This is a genomic window from Streptomyces sp. NBC_01408, assembly GCF_026340255.1.
GTDB lineage: Bacteria > Actinomycetota > Actinomycetes > Streptomycetales > Streptomycetaceae > Streptomyces.
Map to the genome: position 1 here is coordinate 2,164,077 of NZ_JAPEPJ010000001.1, position 22,654 is coordinate 2,186,730.

23 protein-coding genes are annotated in these 22,654 nt (G+C 71.5%); 9 read left to right on the forward strand and 14 right to left on the reverse strand.

Annotation, left to right across the window (positions count from 1 at the left end; all coding sequences use genetic code 11):
* Positions 1-2: 2 nt before the first annotated feature.
* The 7 genes from OG447_RS10135 to OG447_RS10165 all read right to left on the reverse strand — a co-directional run bounded on the left by OG447_RS10135 (position 3) and on the right by OG447_RS10165 (position 8,686).
* Positions 3-953 (reverse strand): class I SAM-dependent methyltransferase, encoded by a 951-nt coding sequence (locus OG447_RS10135; RefSeq protein WP_266936151.1) that lies wholly within the window; start codon positions 951-953, stop codon positions 3-5.
* Positions 950-2,233: an MFS transporter gene (locus OG447_RS10140; RefSeq protein ID WP_266936152.1), complete on the reverse strand. Its 1,284-nt coding sequence runs from the start codon at positions 2,231-2,233 to the stop codon at positions 950-952. The genes OG447_RS10135 and OG447_RS10140 overlap by 4 nt, the downstream gene beginning before the upstream one ends.
* Positions 2,230-3,891 (reverse strand): ABC transporter substrate-binding protein, encoded by a 1,662-nt coding sequence (locus OG447_RS10145; RefSeq protein ID WP_266936153.1) that lies wholly within the window; start codon positions 3,889-3,891, stop codon positions 2,230-2,232. Before OG447_RS10145 ends, OG447_RS10140 begins: the two co-directional genes overlap by 4 nt.
* Before the next feature lie 6 nt (positions 3,892-3,897).
* On the reverse strand, positions 3,898-5,166 hold the full coding sequence (locus OG447_RS10150; protein WP_266936154.1) for an SUMF1/EgtB/PvdO family nonheme iron enzyme: 1,269 nt from the start codon (positions 5,164-5,166) through the stop codon (positions 3,898-3,900).
* Positions 5,163-5,945, reverse strand: a complete 783-nt coding sequence (locus tag OG447_RS10155) for a phytanoyl-CoA dioxygenase family protein (RefSeq protein ID WP_266936155.1) — start codon at positions 5,943-5,945, stop codon at positions 5,163-5,165. The genes OG447_RS10150 and OG447_RS10155 overlap by 4 nt, the downstream gene beginning before the upstream one ends.
* 15 nt (positions 5,946-5,960) lie before the next feature.
* Positions 5,961-7,157 carry an SUMF1/EgtB/PvdO family nonheme iron enzyme gene (locus OG447_RS10160; protein WP_266936156.1) on the reverse strand — a complete coding sequence of 399 codons (1,197 nt, stop codon included), beginning with the start codon at positions 7,155-7,157 and terminating at the stop codon, positions 5,961-5,963.
* Between the two features lie 569 nt (positions 7,158-7,726).
* Positions 7,727-8,686 (reverse strand): YafY family protein, encoded by a 960-nt coding sequence (locus OG447_RS10165; protein ID WP_266936157.1) that lies wholly within the window; start codon positions 8,684-8,686, stop codon positions 7,727-7,729.
* 63 nt (positions 8,687-8,749) lie between these two features.
* Between OG447_RS10165 and OG447_RS10170 the strand changes: the two genes are divergently transcribed.
* The 3 genes from OG447_RS10170 to pfkB all read left to right on the forward strand — a co-directional run bounded on the left by OG447_RS10170 (position 8,750) and on the right by pfkB (position 12,184).
* Positions 8,750-10,318 carry an MFS transporter gene (locus OG447_RS10170; protein ID WP_266936158.1) on the forward strand — a complete coding sequence of 523 codons (1,569 nt, stop codon included), beginning with the start codon at positions 8,750-8,752 and terminating at the stop codon, positions 10,316-10,318.
* Positions 10,319-10,475: 157 nt separating this feature from the next.
* Positions 10,476-11,237, forward strand: a complete 762-nt coding sequence (locus OG447_RS10175) for a DeoR/GlpR family DNA-binding transcription regulator (RefSeq protein ID WP_266936159.1) — start codon at positions 10,476-10,478, stop codon at positions 11,235-11,237.
* A complete protein-coding gene (gene pfkB, locus OG447_RS10180) occupies positions 11,234-12,184 on the forward strand; it encodes a 1-phosphofructokinase (protein ID WP_266936160.1) in 951 nt (316 codons plus the stop codon). Before OG447_RS10175 ends, pfkB begins: the two co-directional genes overlap by 4 nt.
* 22 nt (positions 12,185-12,206) lie before the next feature.
* On the opposite strand, the gene OG447_RS10185 is transcribed toward pfkB, so the two are convergent.
* The gene (locus OG447_RS10185; protein ID WP_266936161.1) at positions 12,207-12,977 is read right to left on the reverse strand and encodes a DUF6227 family protein; all 771 of its coding nucleotides are present in this window, start codon (positions 12,975-12,977) and stop codon (positions 12,207-12,209) included.
* Between the two features lie 192 nt (positions 12,978-13,169).
* On the opposite strand from OG447_RS10185, the gene OG447_RS10190 reads away from it, so the two are divergent.
* On the forward strand, positions 13,170-13,811 hold the full coding sequence (locus OG447_RS10190; protein WP_266936162.1) for a vitamin K epoxide reductase family protein: 642 nt from the start codon (positions 13,170-13,172) through the stop codon (positions 13,809-13,811).
* An 86-nt stretch (positions 13,812-13,897) separates the two neighbouring features.
* Here OG447_RS10190 and OG447_RS10195 read toward each other — a convergent pair whose 3' ends face one another.
* Complete coding sequence (locus OG447_RS10195; protein ID WP_266936163.1) at positions 13,898-14,308, reverse strand: rodlin; 411 nt, start codon at positions 14,306-14,308, stop codon at positions 13,898-13,900.
* Positions 14,309-14,576: 268 nt separating this feature from the next.
* Between OG447_RS10195 and OG447_RS10200 the strand changes: the two genes are divergently transcribed.
* Entirely contained in the window at positions 14,577-15,014 is a 438-nt protein-coding gene (locus tag OG447_RS10200) for a hypothetical protein (RefSeq protein ID WP_266936164.1), read from the forward strand.
* Positions 15,015-15,158: 144 nt separating this feature from the next.
* Entirely contained in the window at positions 15,159-15,398 is a 240-nt protein-coding gene (locus tag OG447_RS10205; RefSeq protein ID WP_266936165.1) for a chaplin, read from the forward strand.
* A 68-nt stretch (positions 15,399-15,466) separates the two neighbouring features.
* Here the strand turns inward: OG447_RS10205 and OG447_RS10210 are convergent, their stop codons facing one another.
* The 5 genes from OG447_RS10210 to OG447_RS10230 all read right to left on the reverse strand — a co-directional run bounded on the left by OG447_RS10210 (position 15,467) and on the right by OG447_RS10230 (position 18,595).
* Positions 15,467-15,817 (reverse strand): hypothetical protein, encoded by a 351-nt coding sequence (locus OG447_RS10210; RefSeq protein ID WP_266936166.1) that lies wholly within the window; start codon positions 15,815-15,817, stop codon positions 15,467-15,469.
* 193 nt (positions 15,818-16,010) lie between these two features.
* The gene (locus tag OG447_RS32260; protein ID WP_323181747.1) at positions 16,011-17,216 is read right to left on the reverse strand and encodes a chaplin; all 1,206 of its coding nucleotides are present in this window, start codon (positions 17,214-17,216) and stop codon (positions 16,011-16,013) included.
* 121 nt (positions 17,217-17,337) lie between these two features.
* Positions 17,338-17,571 (reverse strand): chaplin, encoded by a 234-nt coding sequence (locus OG447_RS10220; protein WP_266936167.1) that lies wholly within the window; start codon positions 17,569-17,571, stop codon positions 17,338-17,340.
* A 246-nt stretch (positions 17,572-17,817) separates the two neighbouring features.
* The gene (locus tag OG447_RS10225; protein ID WP_266936168.1) at positions 17,818-18,228 is read right to left on the reverse strand and encodes a rodlin; all 411 of its coding nucleotides are present in this window, start codon (positions 18,226-18,228) and stop codon (positions 17,818-17,820) included.
* Positions 18,229-18,346: 118 nt separating this feature from the next.
* Complete coding sequence (locus OG447_RS10230) at positions 18,347-18,595, reverse strand: chaplin (protein WP_323181748.1); 249 nt, start codon at positions 18,593-18,595, stop codon at positions 18,347-18,349.
* A gap of 102 nt (positions 18,596-18,697) precedes the next feature.
* On the opposite strand from OG447_RS10230, the gene OG447_RS10235 reads away from it, so the two are divergent.
* From OG447_RS10235 to OG447_RS10245, 3 genes are read left to right on the forward strand one after another with little or no spacing between them, the layout of a single operon-like run.
* Complete coding sequence (locus OG447_RS10235; protein ID WP_266936169.1) at positions 18,698-19,870, forward strand: DUF3344 domain-containing protein; 1,173 nt, start codon at positions 18,698-18,700, stop codon at positions 19,868-19,870.
* 19 nt (positions 19,871-19,889) lie between these two features.
* A complete protein-coding gene (locus tag OG447_RS10240; RefSeq protein ID WP_266936170.1) occupies positions 19,890-21,077 on the forward strand; it encodes a glycosyltransferase in 1,188 nt (395 codons plus the stop codon).
* Between the two features lie 2 nt (positions 21,078-21,079).
* Positions 21,080-22,621 carry an exopolysaccharide biosynthesis polyprenyl glycosylphosphotransferase gene (locus tag OG447_RS10245; RefSeq protein WP_266938819.1) on the forward strand — a complete coding sequence of 514 codons (1,542 nt, stop codon included), beginning with the start codon at positions 21,080-21,082 and terminating at the stop codon, positions 22,619-22,621.
* The last annotated feature ends 33 nt before the right edge of the window (positions 22,622-22,654 follow it).

Genomic DNA, 22,654 nt, shown 5'->3' on the forward strand with positions numbered 1-22,654 from the left:
ACTCAGGCCCGACTCAGGCCCGTACGGGTCAGGACCGCGAGGAACAGGGCGCCCCGGTGGTGGCCGGTCCACCGCAGCGCGAACCGGTCCACGAGGTTGGCGGGCTCGAAGTAGAGCCTCTGCACGGGGGAGTCACCCGGTATGCCCAGGGAGCCGAAGAACATGGCGGACCCGGTCCGGTCCACCCGGAATCCGGCAGAGCGCCCCACCTCGATCAGCCGGTCCGGGGAAATCGGGCGCTCGACCGGCGAAAGCCCCTCCGGCTCCGCGGACGCATCAGGGCCCGACGCACCGGGGGCCGCCGCGCCGCCGTCGCCCCTGTCGCCGCCGAGCTTGCGGGCGGCCAGCTCCATCAGGCGCTCGAAGGGCTCGAAGAGCTGCCCGGCGTACGCCTCGTTGGGTTCCCGGACAAGGAGCTTCCCACCGGGCTTGAGCACGCGGGCGGCTTCCTCCACCGCCGCCGGCCATTGCGGCAGGTGGTGCAGGACCCCGGAGCAGACCACGGCGTCCACCGAGGCGTCCTCCAGTGGCAGCTCCCGGACGTCGGCCCGCAGCGCCACCGCGTGGGCCGCCGGGAGTTTGTGCCGGGCCAGTTCCAGCATCTTCCGCGAGCGGTCCACCGCGATGACCCGCCTGCGCGGCCCGGCCAGCCGCTCCGCGACCCTGCCGGTGCCGGTACCGAGGTCCACGGTGATCCCGTCCGGGACCTCCTGCGCCACCCAGTCCAGCAGCCAGGCTTCCGACACCTCCGTGCGCGGGGTTTCGCCGTAGGCGTCGTAGACCGGTGCTTCCGAGTCGTGGAACTCCTCGTCGGTGACGGAGTCCGCGTCCGTGGGCAGACGGACGGCCTCCCCGTAGGGCACGGCCCCGTCGGCCGGTTCCCGCAACGACGTCCGGTCCCGGCGTACCACGTCCTCGTACCAGTGCCTGGTGCCCGGCGGCGGGTCGGTCATACCGTCTGCTCCTTCGGTTGCTGTTCCCTCGGTGCGGCGCGATCGGCCGTGCGGATCATCGCCCACACGAGCAGTGCCACGGCGGTCAGCAGCACACCGGCGGCCAGGATGCTCTGCCCCGCTCCCAGCCAGCCCACCGAGACACCGCCGATGAAGGTGCCGGCCGGCACGGCGATGTTGGTCATCGAGATGTAGTACGAACTGGCCTCGTTGAGCCGGTGGTCGGGAAGCTCCCGCTGGAGGATGGTGCTGACGATCGATCCGTAGGGGGCGTAGACGAGTCCTCCGGCGAACATCGCCAGCCCGGCCACGATCAGCGGCGCCGGCAGCGCCACCGCCGTCATGGCCAGTCCCCAGCCCGCCGCGCTCAGCGCCGCCACCCGGGTCCGCACCAGGGTGGTCATCCGCCCGGCGGCCAGTCCGCCCACGATGGCTCCCACGCCGAACGAGGTCCACAGCGCGCCCAGCGCGGTGGCCGGGGCGAGACCGCCGGCCCGCTCGTCCATCAGGAGCGGCAGGCCGACGACGAAGGGCCCGTAGAGCAGGTAGAAGACGGCGGTCAGTCCGAAGACCGTGCCCACCTGGCGGATCCCGAGCAGCTTGCGCAGGCCGGTCGGAGCCCTGCGCGGGTCGCTCTCCGAGGCGGCGGCCACGTCGTCGGAAGGCGGGACCGCGGTCCGGCGCGGTGGGCGGATCCGCAGCAGGAGGCCGACGAAAAGCAGGAAGCTCAACGCGTCCATGCCGAGCGCGGTTCCGGGACCGAGCCAGGCGATGGTCAGGCCCGCGCCGGCCGGACCGATCAGGGAGGCGGCCTGAGTCGCCGATCCGATCACGGAGTTGGCGGCGAACAGCTTCTCGGCGGGGATCAGCTGGACCACGATGGCCCGGGTCCCCGCCCCTCCCAGGGGGCGGGTGACCGAGGCCAGGGCCAGCAGCGCCACGCACCCGGCGAAGCTCAGCTGCTCGGTGACGGCCAGTACGGAGGCCAGGCCGAGCAGGACACCCCGCCAGAGGTTGTCCACGAGCAGCAGGGTGCGCCCACTGATGTGTCCGATGCGCCGGGCCAGCAGCACTCCGGTCAGCACGCTGGGAACGAGGTAGGACGCCGCGGCCACCGCGATGCCCATCGGGCGGTCGCCCTTGTCGACCAGGCTCACCGCGAGCATCACGATGGTGATGTCGCTCATCGCGTCACCGACGCTGGAGATGCCCTCACCGATGAAGTAGCGCCGGAAGTCGCGCTCCTTGAGCACCTCCCGGTAGGCGCCCCACAGCTTCATGAACGTGCCGGGGGCTGTGCGGTCTCACGCAGGCGGAAGCTGGTGAAGTCCAGGATGTTGCCCATCTCGTTCTTCAGGCGGACTCCCTCCCAGCGGTCCGCGTACGTCATGTAACTGATCTTGCCGGGGACGGAGAGGAAGAGGGCCTGCTCCCGGCAGTAGTCGGCCATCTCCCGGTAGACGTCCTCCTCGGCACCCGGCTCGGCCTGCCGTGCCCGCTCCAGGAGCGCCGCCAGCTTCGGGTCGGTCAGACCCAGTGTGTGCGGGAGCGGCGCCCGCGCGTCGAGCAGTGCGGAGGAGAAGGTGTGCGCGTGGGGGAAGTCCGCGGACCAGCCGGACCAGGTGACGGGGCTGAGGCCGGCGTAGAGCGATTCCACGAGGGTGACGAAGTCCATGGCTTCGATCTCGACGGTCAGCTTGGGGTCGATCTGCCGCAGTCCCGCGGCGAGGATCTCCGCCGCCCGCACCCGGGAGATGTTCGCCTCGTGGGTGTGGATCACCAGACGGCAGCCCTTGCGGGCCACCTCGCCGTCCCAGGCCAGCTCCCATTCCTTCCGTGCGAGCTCCAGGTCGAAGTCCGCCGGAGGCCGGCCGCCGCCGGCCAGCGCCGGAGCGGGGAAGGGGACGGGGTGGAACAGGCCTTCGCCGTCGAGCACTTCCTCGGTGTAGCGGGCGTGGTCGAAGGCATGGCCGAGCATCCGGCGCAGGTGCACGTCGGAGAAGGCCCGCGGGTGGATCCCGTCCGGACCGAACTCTCCCGAACCGACCGCCGGGGACTTCGGGTCCAGGTTCTGATTGATGAACCCGAGGGGGGTGATGCTCCACTCCTCGGGCAGCTTCTCCAGCACGATGCCGCCGAGTTGACCGAGGCGGTCACGGGATTCGGGCTGGCAGACCGAGAAGTCGCACTGCCCGGCGAGCAGCTCGCTCTCCCGCGTACGCCGGTCGTCCTCGGAACGGAGCAGCACCCGCTCGGGTGTCCGGGCGAGGTCCTTCCAGTAGCCGTCGTTGCGTTGGAAACGGAGCACCCGCTCCGCGCGGTCCCATTCGGTCAGCGCGTACGGGCCGGTGCCGTTGGCCTCCGTGTCGAGGGCTCCGCCCGCGGCGGCCGGCGCGTGGCCGATGGACGCCAGGGAGCCGTCCCAGGCGCCGCGCGCCGCCGCCCATTCCCGGCGCGTCACCAGGGACCATTCCACCAGCAGCGCGGACAGCGGGCTGTAGGGCCGGCTCAGCTTGAGCAGGACGCCGTCGTCGGTGGCCTGGATGCGCTCGGCCATGGCCCGGGCGGCCTCGGCGTCGAGGTCCGACAGAGGCTCGCCGAGCAGTGCGTCGCTCCACAGGGAGGCCGGTCCGACCGCGGTGATCGCCATCCGGCGCAGGGAGTAGACGACGTCCTCCAGGAGCAGCGGAGCCCCGTCGTGGAAGCGGATGCCGCTCTTCACGGGTATCAGCGCCCAGGACTCCGAGCCGTGCTGCCGGACGACGGGAAGGGTCTCCGCGAGGGCCGGCTGGATGGTGCGGTCGGCGGAGATCTCCATCAGGCCGTCGTAGACGTTGACCAGGGGGTGCCGGGAGGCGGTGTCGAACGCCGTGTGGGGATCGAGCGTCGCCGGGTCGTCGAAGGCGTCGATCACCAGCGTCAGAGAGTCGTCGGTCATGCTTGATCATTCTCCAAGAGGCTCGAACACGCAGCGGAATCCGGTCTCCGGTCCGCGTTGCAGGACGTGCTTGGCGACGCGCGCCCGGCTGGACAGTTCGACGGCGGGCGTCGTCCAGCTGCCGCCCTTGACGCAAGCCGACAGGGTCCAGTCGCTGAGCGTCTCACCGTAGGAGGCCACCCCGACGAACGGCGAGATCTCGTGGCCGTCGAGGAAGCGGGTACGGGTCCACTCCCAGACGTTGCCCAGGAGATCGTGGACCCCGGCCGGGGAACCGCCCGCCGTCCGCAGGCCGACCGGGGCCGTCAGGCTGTCCTGCGGGCCCCGGAAGAACGCGTCGGGCGAGGAGCCGCCGGACCCGGCGGGCGCGCTGTGGGCGTGGTCCGCCGTCGGTGTGGCGTCGCCCCAGGGGTGGAGCAGCCCGGCCGGGGCTCCGGCGGCCTGCTCCCACTGGGCGGCCGAAGGCAGTCGCTTGCCGCGCCAGTTGGCGTACGCCCAGGCGTCGAACCAGGTCACATGGGTGACCGGGTGGTCCAGCAGCCGTTCCCGCTCGTCGGCGGACAGGTGGCGCAGCACGTCGTGGTCGTGATCGGCCTGCTGTCCGGGGTGGTTCCACAGCGGGCCCTGGGCGCGTACCGCCTCGACGAACTCGGCGTACTCCCGCCAGGTCACCGGCGCCGTGTCGATGAAGAAGGGGAAGCGGGTGCCTGGGCCCGCCTGGATCTCGGCCATCCCGGTGGTGTCGAACTCGCGGTGGCGCAGATTGGGCCGCTGGCCGCCGCTGCTGTGGATGAGCCGATGGCGCTCGGCGGGCGCGTCCGGGTGGCTGCGGATCAGGTCCGCGAGGACCGAAACGGCCGCGGAGCGGCGCGAGTCGACCTGCCCGGAGGTCACCGCGTCGAAAGCGGAAGCCGACCGGCCGACCGCGTCGAACACCTCGTCCAGCGCGGAGACGTCGCGCTGTTCGCCGATCGCCGTCAGCGCCGCCACCGAAACCCGGTCGTCTACGTCGTTCACGGCCCAGGCCAGGAGGGCACGTGCCTCCTCGTCCCCGGGGTGCGCCGCCGCCTCGACGACGACGGCGAGCCGCGCCACCGGATGGGGATGCAGTGCGCCGACCGCCCACAGTTCGTCCGCGGGGCCTCCGCCCGCAAGGACCGCCGCGACGGCCCGGCGGACGGCGGCGGTCAGCTCCTCGGCCGGGAGCCGCGCGCTGTCGGGGCTGTGCAGGAGAAGCAGGGCGTCGTCACCGTGGACGGAAGCGTCCGCACTCACTTGGACTCCTCAGGGCTGGCGCTCACAAAGAGGGAACGGACGGCGGGCAGGTCTTCCTTCTTCGCGTATCCCTGGCCGTTGCCCGGGTGCGTGCCGCTGCAGTAGTAGAAGTACAAGGTGGCGCGGCGGTCGGTGGGCCGGGGCATGGCCTCCGAGCCGTGGTAGATCCACTCGTGGTGACAGATGAGGTCACCGGCTTTGGCCTCGACGTAGAACGGCTCGGGCTGGACCGTGCCCATGGCATGGCGATGGGAGCCGGGGATGACGGCCAGGCAGCCGTTGAACCGGTTGGAATCGTCCAGGTAGAGACCGGCGGTGAACGCGGGCGACAGCGGGTGGCCGGGAGGGAAGTCCCCGTGCCAGCGGATGCGCGAATAGCCGCTCTTGGTCTCGCCGCTCTTGAGCTGCCACACGGCGCCGTTCATGGTGTCTTCGAGCAGCCAGTAATCCTCGCCGCCGAGTCCGGTCCGGATGGCCTGCATATGGGCCGAGGCGGCGTATCCGGCAGCGGTTTCGGAATGCTGGGTGAAGTAATTGAGGCGGTGATGGATGGTGATTTCACCGTTGCCGTCCCTGGTTTTCGGGGCGACGTTGTCGATGTGTTCGGCGGGAACCTTCCCCGCCTTGATCGCTTCTTGGTAGGCCGTGGCCTCGGCCGTCAGCCGGGCGACTTCCGACTCGGGCACGAAGTTCTCGTACACGAGGAATCCGTATTCCTCGTAGAAGGCCTTTTCCTCGGGCCGGACCGACCCGGTGAAACGGTAGCGACCTGCGGTCATGCTCACTCCTCTTGGCTACAGGGAATCCGTCGACGGCGCGCAGGTGCACACACACCGGAAGCCGATCTCGAAGTGCCGGTCGAGTGCCAGGTCCCGGCCGCGGAAGGCGACGGACAGCTGTTCGGGGAGCGAGGACCAGGTGCCGCCCTTGATGACCACGTAGGACCGCTGGTCGTAGATCACGTCGATGGCGTCGCGGTCGCTGCTCAGGGGGCTGAAGACCGGGCCGTCGAAGGAGGTCTGGGTCCACTCCCAGACGTTGCCGGACATGTCCTTGACGCCGTACGGGCTCTCGCTGCCGGGGATCCCGCGGCCGACGGTGGTGGCGGTCGGCGGGGTGTCCGCCATCTCCAGCAGGTGGCCGCGCCAGGCCTCGACGCCCGCCCATCCCGGCTCGGCGCGGAAGGAGGAGCCGTGCGTGCGCGCGGGATCGAAGGCGTCGCCCCACGGATAGGCGCGGCCGTCATCGCCCTGCGCCGCCCGCTGCCACTCGGCCTCACTGGGCAGGCGCTTGCCCCGGGAGCGGGCGTAGGCGTAGGCGTCGAACCAGTCCACACCCGCGACGGGGTGGTCCGGACCGCTGCGCAGGTCGAGCAGGGTGTTGCGGAGGTGGACCTTGTCCTTCGCCTCGGACGGGTGGCAGTAGAGGTGCTGGGTCGCCGCCGGGCTGACCGCGAACGCGTCGTACTCGGCGTTGCTCACCGGCAGGACGTCCATGTGGAAGTCGTCGCAGGGCTGGTGCTCGGGGTCCTCGTCCCAGTCGAAGACGAGGGAACCGCGGTCGAACGCGGCCGGCGGCCCGTGGGGGACCCGGCCGCCCGGGACCCGCACCATCCCGCTGTGATCGTGCGCGCCGTCGGTGTCGGCGTCGCGCGGCGGCTGCGGCGGGTAGGTGTTCAGGTCGTCGCCGTCGGGGAACAGCTCGCCTTCGACGCGGACGAGATCCTCCCTGTCGGAGCTGCCCACGATGGCGGAGATGGCGCGCAATGCCACCGCGTGGCCGATGCCCACGGGCTTCCCGGCCTTGTGACTCAGCCGCTGGCTGGCGCGTCCGACGATGACGAAGAGGTCGGGCAGGGCGCTGGTGAGCCGCAAACGCCCGGCGAGGTCGAGCGCCGAGAAGGCGACGAAGTCCTCGTAGTCGTGCGTCAGCCAGGCGACGACGTCCCGTACCTCTGAATGCTGTGGGGCCCGCTGTACGAGCGCCTGCATCAGTCCTTGCCGCACCCACGGAAGTTCATGGAGCGCCGCGACCCCGGCGATGTGCTCGATGTCCGAGGCCGGCGCTTTCGTGACAGCTTCGATCAGCTGTCTGAGTGAGGTTTCGATACTGGCAGTATCCGCTGAAGCGCTCGCTGCCGAGAGTTTCTCCAGAGCGGAGACCCATGCATTCACCACTGCCCCCTGAAAGTGATCGGAGGGCGCCCAGTCGCCCGGACGCCCTCCGCTAATAAAATTCTCTACCACTTGTTGCTGATGGCGAGAACCGGGCGAACCTCGCGAGCCTCGCGAGCCGCCTTCCACTTCGCTGCGTACTGCATGTCTGTCACCCCCCGTCTGAACTCTGGAATGTGATCATCTGGCATTGCTGACGCTAACCAGCGCCCTCAATTGACGTCAACTGTGTTATGGATCTCAGATTACTGAAAACAGTTCTTTGCATGGGTGTTTTGGGGTACTAGGGAGGGGTCTGAGGGGCGGCCGAGAAATATCGCGTTGGCCTGAAATCGGCGGCTCGGCAATCGTTCGTTCATTTGCAGGTTTGGAATCCGGTATTCCGATTAACTTGCCGCGGTGACGCCCGACGCCCCGTCAAGACGGCTCGCGAGGTCGCGGGCGCCCTCGGCCAGTTCGGCCGGGGAGTGGACCGTGAACGCCAGCCCTGTCAGCGCCAGCCGGGCCGCCAGCCACTGCGGCGCGTCCCCGCTCTCGAAGCGGACCCGGGTGCCGCCGCCCGCGCCGGGGAGGGCCGCATCCCGCAGCCAGGCCGGGAGTTGCTCCGGCTCCGCCGCGAAGGTGACCTCCACCTCGTACGTCTGCCTGCCCCGCAGCCCCTTGCGTACGAACTCCTCCGCATCCATCGGCAGCTCCCGCGGCGCGAACCGGGCCCCCGTGGCGAACGGCTCGCTCACCCGGTCCACCCGGAAGGTGCGCCAGTCCTCCCGCCCCAGGTCGTAGGCCATCAGGTACCACCGGCTCCCCGTGCTGACCAGCCGGTACGGCTCCACCAGCCGCTTCGAGTCCGCCCCGTCCCGCGCCCGGTACGCGAACCGCAGCCGCTCCGGCCCCGCCACCGCCGAGGCCATCGTCGTCAGCGTCCGCGGGTCCACGCTCGCCCCGTCCCCCCGCGTCAGCGCGACCGTGGCCGACTGGAGCGCGCTCACCCGGCGCCGCAGCCGCGCGGGCAGGACCTGTTCCAGCTTCGCCAGGGCCCGTACGGAGGCCTCCTCGACCCCCTCGATCGCATGCCCGGCCCCGGCCCGCAGCCCCACCGCGATCGCCACCGCCTCCTCGTCGTCGAGGAGCAGCGGCGGCATCGCCGCCCCGGCCACCAGCCGGTACCCGCCCTCCGCGCCCAGCGTGGCCTCCACCGGGTACCCGTACTCGCGGAGCCGTTCGATGTCGCGCCGGATCGTGCGGGCGCTCACGCGCAGTCTCTCCGCCAGCTCGCTCCCGGGCCATTCGCGGGGGGTCTGGAGGAGGGACAGCAGGGAGAGCAGCCGTGCCGGGGTGTCGGTCATGAGATCCAGGTTGCCAGCGAAATAGGACACGGACCGACCTATATGCCGTCTAGGTTTCTCTCCATGAGCACCGAGACGTCCCAGACATCGCCCGAAAGAAAGAACGGGCCCGTACAAGAAGAGCGGAACGACGCCCTCAACGACGAAACGAGCAGCAGCTCGACCGCCGACCGCCGCCGCTGGCTGGCGCTCGCCATCGTGATGACCGCGGCCTTCATGGACCTGGTCGACGTCACGATCGTCAACATAGCGATACCCAGCATGCGTGAGCACCTCGGCGCCTCCACGAGCGCGATCCAGTGGATCACCGCCGGCTACGCCCTCGCCTTCGCCGCCGGCCTGATCACCGGCGGCCGTCTCGGTGACATCTACGGGCGCAAGCGCCTCTTCCTGGTCGGCATCGCGGGATTCACCGTCGCCTCGCTGCTCTGCGGCATCGCCGCCGACCCGGGCATGCTCGTCGCCGCCCGCCTCCTCCAGGGCGCCATGGCGGCCATGATGGTCCCGCAGGTGCTGGCGATCATCCACGTCACCTTCCCGCCGCACGAGCGCGGCAAGGTGTTCGGCATGTTCGGCGCGATCGTCGGCCTGGGCGCCGTCTCCGGTCCGATGCTCGGCGCGCTGCTCACCGAGTGGAACCTCTTCGGCCTCGAATGGCGCCCGATCTTCCTGATCAACCTGCCGGTCGGCATCGCCGGCGTGATCCTGGGCCGCAAGTTCATCACCGAGTCCAAGGCCCCCCGGGCCCTGCGCCTCGACCTGGTCGGCGTGGTCCTCGCGACCCTCGCCCTGGTCATGCTGATCTTCCCGCTGACCCAGGGCCGTGAGAACGACTGGCCGCTGTGGGGCTTCGTGTGCATGGGCGCGGCGCCGTTCGTCTTCGCCGCGTTCCTGTCCTACGAGAAGTACAAGATCAAGAAGGATGGCTCCCCGCTCGTGGAGCTCTCCCTCTTCAAGGTCAAGAGCTTCGCGGGCGGCATCGCCGTCCAGCTGACCTTCGGCATCGCGACCGGCATCTTCTTCCTGGTCTGGACGCTGTACATGCAGATGGGCCTCGGCTGGAGCGCGCTGCGAGCGGGCGCGACCGGCATCCCCTTCTCCCTGGCCGTCTCGGTCTCCGCCGGCCTGTCCGTCCAGAAGCTCGTGCCCCGCTTCGGCCGCAAGGTGCTCCAGGCGGGCGCGCTGACCATGGCCGCGGGCCTGGTCCTCTACATCTGGGAGTCCGAGCACTACGGGATGGAGATCGCATCCTGGCAGATGGCCGTCCCGCTGGTCATCCTCGGCATCGGCATGGGCCTGATCGTGGCCCCGCTCACCGACACCGTGCTGTCCGAGGTGCCGCGCGAGCACGCCGGTTCCGCCTCCGGCCTGATCAACACCACCGGCCAGATGGGCAACGCGCTGGGCCTCGGCCTCACCTCCGTGGTCTTCTTCGGGATGATCGAGGACGACGGGGTCTTCGGCCTGCCCTACGTCGAAGCCTTCCGCGGCGCGCTGTGGTGGGTGGTGGCCGTCCTGGTCGTGATCTTCGCGGTGATGTTCATGCTGCCGCGCCGGCAGCTCCCGGCAGAGCAGCGCGAAGGCGGCTCCGAGGCGGCCGGCCTCGCCCCGGAGAAGGTCCCCGCCCTGTAGGCGAGTGAGTCCGCGTCACCCTGAACGGGCATGTCCGCTTTTGTTGGCGGACATGCCCGTTTGTTTTGTTTTGGCAGAGTATCGGCGTACGGTGGAAGACAACCCACAGACCCGGGCACACCGACCCCTCACCCTTGACCGAGCGGACCCGAACCCCATGTACGCACCGGAGCGCCAGCAGGAGATCCTGCGCCTCGCCCGCGAGGCGGGCCGGGTCGAGGTGCTCTCCCTCGCCGACCGGTTCCAGGTCACGGCCGAGACCGTACGCCGCGACCTGACCACCCTCGACCGGGCCGGCCTGGTCCGCCGGGTGCACGGCGGGGCCATATCGGCCGGCCGTCTCGACTTCGAGCCGGACCTCACCGAACGCGAGGGCACCGCCGCCGACGAGAAGGACCGCATCGCGGCCGCCGCCCTCGCCGAACTCCCCGACGGCGGCAGCATCGTCCTCGACGCCGGCAGCACCGTGGCCCGCCTCGCGGCCGCGATCCCCCTGGAGGCCGCGCTCACCGTGGTCACCCACGCGCTGCCCGTCGCCGCCCGGCTCGCCGGCCACACCGGCATCGACCTCCACCTGGTCGGCGGCCGCGTCCGGCACCGTACCCGCGCCGCCGTCGACGCGTGGGCCCTGCGCGCCTACGCCGAGATCCGCGCCGACGTCCTCTTCCTCGCCACGAACGGCTTCGCCGCCGGGCGCGGCCTGACCACCCCCGACCTCGCGGAGGCGGCCGTCAAACGGGCCGCGGTCGCAGCGGCCCGCCGGGTCGTCCTCCTCGCAGACTCCGCGAAGGCCGGACAGGAACACTTCGCCCGCTTCGCCTCCTTCGCGGAGGTCGACCTGCTCATCACGGACACGGGGCTCGCCCCCGCTCACAAGGCGGCGATCGAGGCCGCCGGTACGGAAGTCGTGCTCGTATGATCCTCACCGTCACCCCGAACCCCTCCCTCGACCGGACCTACGAGGTCCCCTCGCTGGACCGCGGCGAGGTGCTGCGCGCCCAATCCGACCGGATCGACCCCGGGGGCAAGGGCGTCAACGTCTCCCGCGCGGTGGCTGCCGCGGGCTTCCGCACGACGGCGGTCCTCCCGCTGGGCGGCGGCACGGGCACGGTGCTCGCCGAACTCCTGGGCGCCCAGGGCGTGGACGTCACCGCGGTCTCGATCTCCGGCCGGACCCGCTCGAACGTCTCCCTCGTCGAACCCGACGGCACTCTCACCAAGGTCAACTCACCCGGCCCGGAGCTCTCGCCGCAGGAGTCGGAGCTCATGCTGGAGACGGTCCGCACCTGCGCCGGCAGCCCCGCCTGGATCGCCTGCTGCGGCAGCCTTCCCCGCGGCCTCGCGCCCGGGTGGTACGCCGAACTGGTCGCCCGCGCCCACGAGGCCGGCGCCCGCGTCGCCCTGGACGCCTCCGGTCCGGCGCTGCTGGCGGCGCTGCCGGCCCGGCCCGACGTGATCAAGCCGAACGCCGCGGAGCTCGCGGAGGCCGTCGGCCGCCCCCTGTCCACCCTGGCCGACGCGGTCAAGGCCGCGGAGGAACTCCGCTCGCTGGGCGCGGGCGCCGTACTGGCCACCCTCGGCGCGGACGGCCAGCTGCTGGTCTGCGCCGAGGGCACCTTCTACGGGACCGCGCCCGCGGACGTGGTCCGCAGCACCGTCGGCGCGGGCGACGCCGCCCTGGCCGGCTTCCTGATCGCCGGAGGCAGCGGCGCGCCCGCCCTGGCCTCCGCCCTGGCCCACGGCGCGGCGGCGGTGCAGCTCCCCGGCACCGCCATGCCGATCCCCTCGGAACTGCGCCCCGACGCGGTCCACGTCACCCAGGACCTGCCCCTGGGCCTCCGGCTGTCCGCACCGGCCGCCCTCTGACCCGTACCGCAGGGCGGCCGCGTCAGCGCACCCGCGCGCGCAGTTCCATGGCCCCCCGCGCGGCCGCCTCGCTCTCGTACACCTCGCACATGTGCCGCCCGTCCGGCGTGGCCGTGTGCTCGACCTCCCACAGGCTGACCTCGGCCCCGTCCAGCAGGACGAAGGCGTGCTCGTAGAGGCTGAAGCCGGCGTCCCGTCCGTCCGTCAGGCACTGGCGTCCGCCGAACGCCTGAGTTATCTGGTGCGCGTACGCCGAGCGCAGCCGCTCCGCCGTCCGCTCGCCGGGCCGGTCCTCGTTCTCCGCGCGGCGAAGCACCCGACGGGCGTGGTCGGCGGACTGCTCCACCGTGTACTCCCGGTGGCGCCGCGCCGGAGCCGGGGCCGCCAACAGCGCGCTCAGCGCCGCCGCGTCGTCGTCGTGCTCGTCGTCGCCCGGCAGCAGCGCCGGGTCCAGGGCCGCCTCGGCCGGGATCTCACCGAAGAGCCGGGCCACGGCCAGGCAGGTCTCCGCCTTGCTCACGAAGATCTCGTGCCGCACGGTCCGGTCCCCCTCCTGCCGGTACGCCAGCTCCCACAGCGACGCCGAACCGCCGTCGGCCAGCAGGTAGGTGTGCTGGTGGGTCTCCCGCCAGATCCCGGTCGCCGGGCTGTGATGGGTGGTGTGGAGCGAAGAGCTGTGGGCGAGCGCCGTGGTGAGGCGCTCGACCAACCGGTCCGGCAGATCGAAGGAGTTGAGGGCGCGGCCCAGGAGTCGATCGAGGTGGGCCTCGGTTGTCTCGTACGGATCGCTCAAGGTGGGTCTCCAGGCCGTCGCAGCTTGTCACTTCGCGGAAGCACAACGTAGCCCCTGGCTCTGACATCACGTCCGGGCTTCGGTAAAACGTCCGGGAAGCAACGGGGGTTCCCGCCACACCTTCAGGTCAACTTGCGTAGGGATGAGCATGGTTCAACCCGCTCTGTGGTGGAGCGCGGGAATATGGGCGGCATGGCAACGAAAACAGTGGGCGTCCCCCGCCAGCAGGGGCGGCCCGGCACGAGACACGAGGGTGAACACGACGCCGCCCCCAGGGGGTTGGCCTGGCTGCTGGCCCTCACCGGAGCCGCCGGGGTGCTGGCCTCCTGGGTGATCACCCTCGACAAGTTCCTGCTGCTGGAGGACCCGGACTTCAAGCCCGCCTGCAGTCTCAACCCCGTTGTCTCCTGCGGCAGCGTGATGCAGAGCGAGCAGGCGGCGGCCTTCGGCTTCCCCAACCCCATGCTGGGCCTGGTCGCGTACGCCGTCGTGGTGTGCGTGGGCGCGGGCCTGCTGGCGGGCGCCGCCTACCGTGGCTGGTTCTGGCTGGGCCTGCACGCGGGCACGCTCTTCGGCGTCGGCTTCTGCTCCTGGCTGATGGCGCAGTCGCTCTACGAGATCAACGCGCTCTGCCTGTGGTGCTGCCTGGCCTGGGTGGCGACCCTGCTGATGTTCTGGGCGGTCACCGCGCACAACGTGCGTACGGGCATCCTCCCCGCGCCCGCACCGCTGCGGGACTTCTTCGCCGAGTTCGCCTGGGTCCCGCCCGTGCTGCACACCGGGGTGATCGGGATGCTGGTCCTCACCCGGTGGTGGGAGTTCTGGACCTCCTGAACCCGGAGGAGCGCGGGCACGTGCGAGGGCCCCGGCAGCCGGAGGCTGCCGGGGCCCTCGTCACATCGCTCCGCGGTGGGCGGCGATCAGCTGCCGATGGAGGCGTTCCCCGACAGGACCGGGATGTTGCTGAGGATGTGCGAGAGCGGCTCGTCACCCTTGGCCTGGGTGGAGTTCTCGGTGCACTGCTGGTTCTGCGGGTTCGACAGGACGTTGATGTCCTGGACGCCGACGTTGATGAACGCGAGGATCGACTGGGCGTTGAGCTTCGCCGGCAGGCCGATGCAGGGCTTGTTCAGGGTGCCCTGGACGAGGCCGAGCTGCGGGCTCAGGTCGCCGTGGGTCTTCTGGTTGCCGTAGATCTGCTGGGAGCCGTTGCCGTTGACGGTGTTGATCCCGTTGTCGTTGCCGATCGCCATGGCCGGGGCCGCGGCGGCAGCACCCGCGCCGACCGCAACGGCGGAGACCGCGGCGGCGGTCATGAACTTCTTGAACATCTTGATCCTTCTGTCGCACGAGTGCCCGCTGATGGAGCGCCCTGGTCAACTGCCCTGTCAGGGGTTGGTTCCGCTGCTTCACTCAAACGGCCTGTGTGGGGCGCGGTTTTCCCCGGCCCGGGTGAGAGGCCTCCGGACGCCTGCGCGAAGGCCGTACGCACCCCGCAGCGGCGAACTCTCCGGTTGCGCTCCGTGGCGGGTGTTCGCACGGTGGGTGAGAAAGCGGATCGCTCGGATCCGCTTCCGTGCGACCCGAGAAGGAACACCCATGCACCGCACGAAGCCGTCCCGCGCCCGCATCCTCGTCCCGTCGGCCCTCGCCGCGGCCATACTCTTCACCGCGGCCGCCCCGGCGAGCGCCCTCGGCGACGCGGACCGTACGGCCGCTCCCCGGGCCGCTGCCGGACCCATCGACGACCTCGTGAACGGCATCCTCGACGCGATCAAGGGCCTGCTGCCGCCGGGCATCACCCTGCCCGACCTCAACATTCCGGAGATCCAGCTCCCCGAGATCCAGCTGCCGCAGATCCCTGGCATCGAGCTGCCGCAGATCCCCGGCATCGAGCTGCCCGCGCTGCCGCCGCTCAACCCGCCGACACTGCCGGACCCGGCCGCGCCGGTCGATCTGGTGCCGGCGATCCCCGACGTCCCGGACGTCCCCGGTCTCCCTGCCCTCCCGGTCGGGCTCCTCGGTGACGTTCCCTAACGGTCGGGAACCGCACAATGGTTACGACTATTGAGCTGAACAGGTCTGATCGTGTGCGGGACCGTGTCGTCTGGGAAGGTGGACCGTTTCGCTCGGTGTGCGCCCCGAATCGGGGCAGAACATCGAACAGAAGGTGCACTTCCCATGAACTCTGCCAAGAAGGCCGCCCTGGTCCTGGCCACCGCTGGTCTCGCTGCGGCCGGTGCCGCCGGCTCCGCCGTCGCCGACTCGTCGGCCGAGGGCGCGGCCGTGGGTTCCCCCGGTGTCCTCTCGGGCAACCTGCTCCAGGTTCCGGTCCACATCCCGGTGAACGTCTGCGGTAACTCCGTCAGCATCATCGGCGCGCTGAACCCCGCGTTCGGCAACATCTGCGTCAACGACTGACGTCAGCGCACAACCGACTGTGGGCGCCCCGGCCTCGCCGGTGGCGCCCACAGTCGTGTCCGGACCGCTCAGTGCGGGCCGCCGCCGTTGAGCTTCACCCCGCCGAGGAGCTCCGGGGACGCCTGGGTGGCTACGTTTCCGAGGCCGAGCACCTCGCCCGGCAGGTTGTTGCGTACCTGGTTCACCCTCTGGACGGTGCCCAGCACCTTGTCGACACCGGCGCCCTGCTCGGCCAGCGCGGCGCCGATGATCTGGGGGGATCCCTCGGAGACGGGGTTCACCGCTTCCGTCACCGCCGTCACCCCGCTGGTCAGGCTCATCGGCACGGCGGCCGGTGCGTCGGCCGCGAAGGCGGGGGCGCCGGCGCCGAGGGCGGCGACGGAGCCGGCCAGGACAGCGGCGACCTTCGAAAGCTTCATTGTCGAAATCCTCATTCTTTTCGTGGGCAGAGGTCAGCGGCGACCGTCGCGCCGCTTTCGCCTTGGGTAACGATTACCGGCCGCTCCGGAAACGCCGTGACGCACACGGTTACGAGCGGGGTCATGACAGCGGCCGGAGAATCCGACAAAGGATTCTCCGGCCGATATTTCTTCTGATGAGCCGTATTGCCGGTCAGGCGATCCGAGACCGCCGGTACAGAATGGCGCCGCCCAGGATCAGGGCCGTGGCGAGGGCCGCCGCGGCCGCGGGCTGACCCGCACCGGTCTCGGCGAGCACCGGTGCACTCACGTGCGCGGGAGCCGGCGCGTGGGTGGGGGCGGGACCGGGCGCGGGTGCGGGCTCCGGTGCCGGTGCCGGGGGCAGGTGCACGGTGGTGTCACCGCCGGGGGCGGCCGGCGGCTGGTCCGCCGGAGTTACGGCTTCCGGCGCGGGCAGGGGCGCCGGGGCCGGCTGCTCCACGGGCTGGCTCCCGTGCGGCGGCCGCGGGGCAGGAGCCTCCTCCACCGGGGCCGGAGCCGGGAGCGGGGCGGGAGCCTCCTCCACCGGGGCCGGGAGCGGGGCGGGGGCCTCGTCGACCGGGGCGGGGAGCGGCGCGGGGGCTTCCGCGGCCGGCGGCTCGGGTGCCGGGAGCGGCTCGGGCGCGGGTTCCGGGGCGGGCTCCGGGGCCTCCTGGACCGGCTCCGGCGGGGGTGCCGGCGCCGGCAGCGGTTCGGGCTCCGGGGCAGGAGCCGGCAGGGGTGCCGGAGCCTCGTGGACCGGTTCGGGCGCGGGCGCGGGTTCCGGGGCGGGAGCCGGCTCGGGACGCGGCGGTGCCGGGGGAGCGTGGTGCGCCGGGGGCGGGGCGGACTCGGGGTGGTCGTCGCACTCCTCCTCGCCCTCCTTCTCACCGGAGTTGCCGTAGCCGCCCTCGTGGCGCGGCTCCTCGTGACGCGGGGCAGCGTGGCGCGGGGCCGCATGGCGCGGCCCCTGCCGCGGGGCCTCGTACCGGGGCTCCGCGTGGCGCTGCTGAGGCACCGCGCGCGGTGCCTCGCGCTCGTCGAGGTAGCGCTCCAGCGCCTCCGCGTGCTCGGGGCTGAGGTAGCGCTCGTACTCGTGGTGGGAGTGCTCGGCGTCGGAGCCGGTCGTGGTGGCGCAGGTGTTCCCCATCGCGGGGTTCAGCGCCGCACCTCCGTCCACGCTGTTGCCGCACACGTTGGGGGCGAAGGTGATCGGTACCGAGACGCTGTTGCCGGACAGCACGCCCGGTGAATGCGCGGCCTCGGCGCTCGCTCCGGTGTGTGCGTAGGCAGCGCCGGTCGCGATCGAAAGCAGACTCGACGCGGCCGCCGCCGTGAGCATCCCCTTGCCCAGTACCTGTCGGCTCAGTACCTGTCGCATGGGTCCTTCCCTGTCTACCGGCGCTGGCGCCGGTGCTGAATCGGAGGTGGCCCCGGAGTGCACCGCCGTGCACTCCGAGGCCACCCCGAGGAGGCTTGCCCTTGCGGGCTCAAGCGCTTCGTCAGGCGTTGACGCAGGTGTTGCCGAACGCGGGGTTCAGCAGCGCGATCACGTTGACGGTGTTGCCGCAGACGTTGACCGGGATGTTCACCGGAACCTGGAGCAGGTTGCCGGACAGGACGCCGGGGGAGTGGGCGGCCTTGCCCACGGCGTCGGCGTCGGCCATGGCGGGGGAGGCGGCACCGGCGGCCATCAGAGCGCCGGCGGCCAGCACCACTGCCTTCTTGTACTTCATTTGATTTCGATCCTTCCCGCAGAGGCGTATCCACTGCAGAAATAACAACGAGCGGCCCCGGGAAAAGAAACCGCACGATTTAGGCAACCGATCGGCAATTCACCCCGATGCTCGGCCATAATTCGGGATTCCGGTGGATTTGCCGCGCTATTCGCAGAACGGCACCCGCGCACCGGTGGGATTCCCCGGACGCGGCGAGGCCGCCGCGACCCGAAGGTGCGGCGGCCTCGCTGGCGCGGGGCGCGATCAGCTGCCGGCGGAGGCGTTGCCGGAGAGGATCGGGATGTTGCTGAGGATGTGGGAGAGAGCCTCGTCGCCCTTGGCCTGGGTCGAGTTCTCGGTGCACTGCTGGTTCTGCGGGCTGGACAGGACCGGGATGTCCTGGACGCCGACGTTGACGAGCGCGAGGACCGACTGGACGTTGGCCTTCGCCGGCAGGGCGATGCAGGGCTTGTTGAAGGAGCCCTGGATCAGAGCCATCTGCGGGCTCATGTTGCCGTACGTCGACTGGTTGCCGTAGATCTGCGAGGCGCCGTTGCCGTTGACGGTGTTGATCCCGTTGTCGTTCCCGATGGCCATCGCCTGCGGCGCCATGGCGGCACCCATGCCCACTACCGAGGCCGCAACCGCTGCCGAAGCCATCATCTTCTTGATCATTGTCGTCCCTTTTTTGACAGGATGCCCGGTACCGGAGCACCTGGGTCAACGGCCTCGCCCCGGTTGCGGTTGCGTGACTTCACTCGGATGCCGCCGTTTCGGACAGCGAGGTTGACGCTCAGGCGTTCACGCAGGTGTTGCCGAACGTGGGGTTCAGCAGCGCGATCACGTTGACGGTGTTGCCGCAGACGTTGACCGGGACGTGTACCGGGACCTGGAGCAGGTTGCCGCTCAGCACGCCGGGGGAGCCGGCCGCGATGCCCTCGGCGGAGGCGCCGCCGTGCGCGGACGCGAGGCTCGCGGCGCCCATCAGGGCGGCGGTGCTCGCGACGGCGAGGGTGGTGCCGCGCATCAGCTGCTTCTTCATCTCCGCTTTTCCTTTCGGTTCGAACGATGGTGCACGGCATAACGACCCGCCCGCGGCGAGGGTGCGTGCGATCGCCCAAAAGGCCGTACGAGCGAGTCCGACGTGATTTCCAGCCCGATTTCTGACAAAGTGCACTCCTGTTTTGTCCCCTTGATCGAATATGGAGACAGGGTCATGGGTTCCTCCCGCAGAATCCTCGGCACGCTCGGTCTGCTGTCCTGCCTCACCCTTTCCGTGAACGTCCCGGTGGCGGGGGCCGCGGCTCCCGCGCCCAAGGAATTGCCCCGGGTTCCGTTCACCCAGCGTTACCAGGCCGTCCAGCCCGGCGGGCTGGTCCGGGCCTCCAACTCGGGCATCAGCTGCCGCAGGGAGGAGTCGCCGCAGGCCGAGCCGTGCGCCGAGGTCAAGCGGGGCGCGGCCGGGGTCAACGGCGACTTCGAGATGTTCTACAGCGAGGTCGACAAGGACCCGGACACCTACAACTCGACCCGGGCCGAGCTGAAGGTCCCCAAGGGCGCGAAGGTCTCGTACGCCCGGCTCTACTGGGGCGGGAACCTGCGGGTGGGCGAGCAGAAACCACCCGAGGACAACGGGCGGGTGCTCGTCGCCGAACCGGGCGGCGCGTACAAGGAAGTGCTGGCCGACACGGTGATCGGGCACCACGCGGACGCGGGCAGCGATGCCTATCAGGCCTCCGCCGACGTGACCCCGCTGGTCCGCAAGGGCGGCGCCGGCATGTGGACGGTCGCCCAGCTCAACATCGCCATGGGGCACTCCGAGGTGGGTGCCTGGGGCGGCTGGACGCTGGTCGTCGCCTACGAGCACCCGCAGGAGCCGGTGCGCCGGATCTCGCTGTGGGACGGGTTCGAGGACCTGGCCGCCGGTGGTGGCGAGGCGGCCGGGGAGACGGTCGGGATCGACGGCCTGGACGCGCCGGCCGGGTCCGCGGGGCGGGCCGGGGTGGTCGCGTACGACGGGGACCGGGGCAGCCTCGGGGACTCGCTCACGGTGACGGCGGACAGCGGGCGCCGGGTGAGCCTCAGCGATGAAGAAAATCCTTTTAATGATGTTATGAATTCCACGATCACGGAATTCGGGAATCACTCGTTCGTGCGACAGCCCGAACATATGAATAATCTCGGATATGACGCGGACGTGTTCGATCTGAGTCCCGCCCTGTCCGGTGGTGCCCGCAGCCTGAGTTTCAGGTTCACGGGCGAAAGTCAGGGTCATTTCCTCGGCGTGCTCTTCGTTCAGACAGACGCGCGCCGCTGAACGTAGGAGACCACTCCGCGTGCCGACACAGCCTTTGACCGCACAGCCCACGACCGTCCTCCATCTCGTCCAGCCCGTGGAAGGCGGTGTCGCCCGGGTCGTCGTCGACCTCGTCCGCGCCCAGTCCACCGCCGGCCTGCGCACCGTCGTCGGCTGCCCGCGCGGCGGCGTCCTCGCCGACGCGGCCCGGGACGCCGGGGCCGAAGTGCTCGCCTGGCGGGCGGGCCGGTCCCCGGGGCCCGCCCTGCCCGCCGAGGTGATCGGTGCCCGGCGGCTGATCCGCCGGGTCCGGCCCGACCTGCTGCACGCCCACAGCGCCAAGGCGGGACTGGCCGGGCGGCTCGCCCTGCGCGGGGCCCTGCCCACCGTCTTCCAGCCCCACGCCTGGTCCTTCGACGCCGTCGGAGGGGCCACCGCCGCGCTCGCCCTGCGCTGGGAGCGGTACGGGGCCCGCTGGGCCGACCGGGTGCTCTGCGTCAGCGAGGCCGAACGCCGCGCGGGCGAGACCGAGGGGATCACCGCCCGCTGGTCGGTGATCCGCAACGGCGTCGACCTGGAGCACTTCTGCCCCGGCGCACCCGATCCCGCCCGGGACAAGGCCCTGGCGCGGGCCGAACTGCCCCTGCCGGACGGATTTCGCGGCGACGGACCGCTGACCGTCTGCGTGGGCCGGCTGTGCCAGCAGAAGGGGCAGGACATCCTGCTGCGGGCCTGGCCGGAGCTGGTGGGGACCGTTCCCGGAGCGCGCCTCGCCCTCGTCGGCGACGGACCCGACACCGAACGGCTGCGCCGCACGGCCCCGCCCGGGGTGCTGTTCGCCGGAGCCGCCTCCGACATCCGACCGTGGCTTCGGGCCGCCGATCTCGTTGTACTGCCGTCGCGGTGGGAAGGCATGGCGCTCGCCCCGCTCGAAGCCATGGCCTGCGGCCGGCCGGTCCTGGTCTCCGACGTCAGCGGTGCCCGGGAGAGCCTGCCGCCCGGCCAGGGACGGCTGTGCCTGGTACCGCCGGAGGACCCGACGGCTCTGGCCAAGGCCCTGGGACGGCTGCTGACCGAACCGCGGCTGCTCGCCGAACTCGGGGAGCAGGCCCGGCAGCACGCCCGGACGGACTTCGACGTGCGGCGGACCACGGACGCGGTCACCAGCCTCTACCACGAACTGCTGGGCAGGCCCCGGCCCTTGAACCAGGAGCGCATCAGCCGATGACGATGGACAGCGCACCCGCCCGGCACACCGGGCAGGGCGGTACGGGGCCCGCCGGCGGCAGCGCTTTCGCGCCCGCGCCCCACCCTGCGGCCCGCCGGTCCGCGGCATCCATCCACCCCCCGCGCAGCCCCAGGGCCGACCAGGCCCGGACCGCCGTACGGGCGGGGCGGGGCCGCCACCACGGGGTCACGGCGGGGGTGCTCCCGCTGCTGACCGCCGACGCGCTGGCCGCCGTGCTCACCGCGACGGCCCTGCCGGGACCCGTGCTGCCGGTCGCGGCCGCCCTGCCGGCCGCCGCGCTGTTCGCGGCGCTGAACGCGCAGGCCGGGCTGTACCGGCCGCGGCTGGCCCCCTCCGCACTGCTCGAACTGCCCGCACTGGCCGGGCGGTCCGCCGCCCTGTGGTGCGGGGCCGCGGCCGTGCTGGCCGCCGTCGACCCGGGCCGGGCCCTGGGCTGGAGCGTGCTGCTCACCGCGGTCTGCGCCCAGGTGGTCCTCGCGTGCGCGGGCCGCGGGGCCGTGAACCAGCTCCGCCGCCGCGCCGCCGTGCGCAGGCCCGCCTCCGCCCTCGTGGTCGGCCCCGGCGCCGGGGCCGCCGCGGTGGCCGCCGCCCTGCACGGCCGCCCCGAGTACGGGCTGCGCCCCGTAGGTCTGGCCGACACCCCCAGCGGCGGCGCCGAGACGCCGTCGGCCCGGCCCGGCGGCCTGCCGGTGCTGGCCACCCACGAGGACGTCCGGCGGGCGGTCATCCAGAACTCCGTCCGGCACGCCGTGTTCACCCGCCCGGCCGAGGCCGACGAGCGCACCGCCTCTCTGGTCCGGCTCTTCCACGACCACGGCTGCCGGCTCTGGCTCGCCGACCCGGCCGGTACCGCCAAGGTCACCGGCATGCGGGTGCCCCAGCCCGCCGACCAGCTGTGGGGGTACGCCGTACAGCCGCTGCTGCCGCGTCCGGCGCGGCCGGTGGAGCGCTGGGCCAAGCGGGGCATCGACACCGTCCTCGCCGCGCTCGCGCTGGTCGCCGCCGCCCCCGTGATGGGCGCCTGCGCGCTGGCCGTCCGGCTGGGGGACGGGCCGGGGGTGATCTTCCGGCAGGAGCGGGTCGGCCTGTACGGGCGCCCCTTCACCCTGCTGAAGTTCCGCACCCTGCGCGCCGACGAGCACGAGGCCGCCACTCGCTGGACGGTGGCGGGCGACCGCCGGATGAGCCCGGTCGGCTCCTTCTTGCGCAAGTCCTCGCTGGACGAGCTGCCGCAGCTGTGGAACGTCGTACGGGGTGACATGAGCCTGGTCGGTCCGCGCCCCGAACGGCCCTTCTTCGTCGCCAAGTTCAGCAGCGTCCACCCCGGCTACGAGGCCCGCCACCGGATGCCCGTCGGCATCACCGGCCTGGCCCAGATCAACGGTCTGCGCGGGGACACCTCCATCGAGGACCGGGCCCGCTTCGACAACCACTACATCGACACCTGGTCGCTGTGGCAGGACCTGTGGATCCTCGCCCGCACCGCGGCCTCCTTCTTCCGCTTCCGGCTGGGGGGCAGCTGATGAGCTTCGCCGTATCCCTGCACGGCTCCCGAA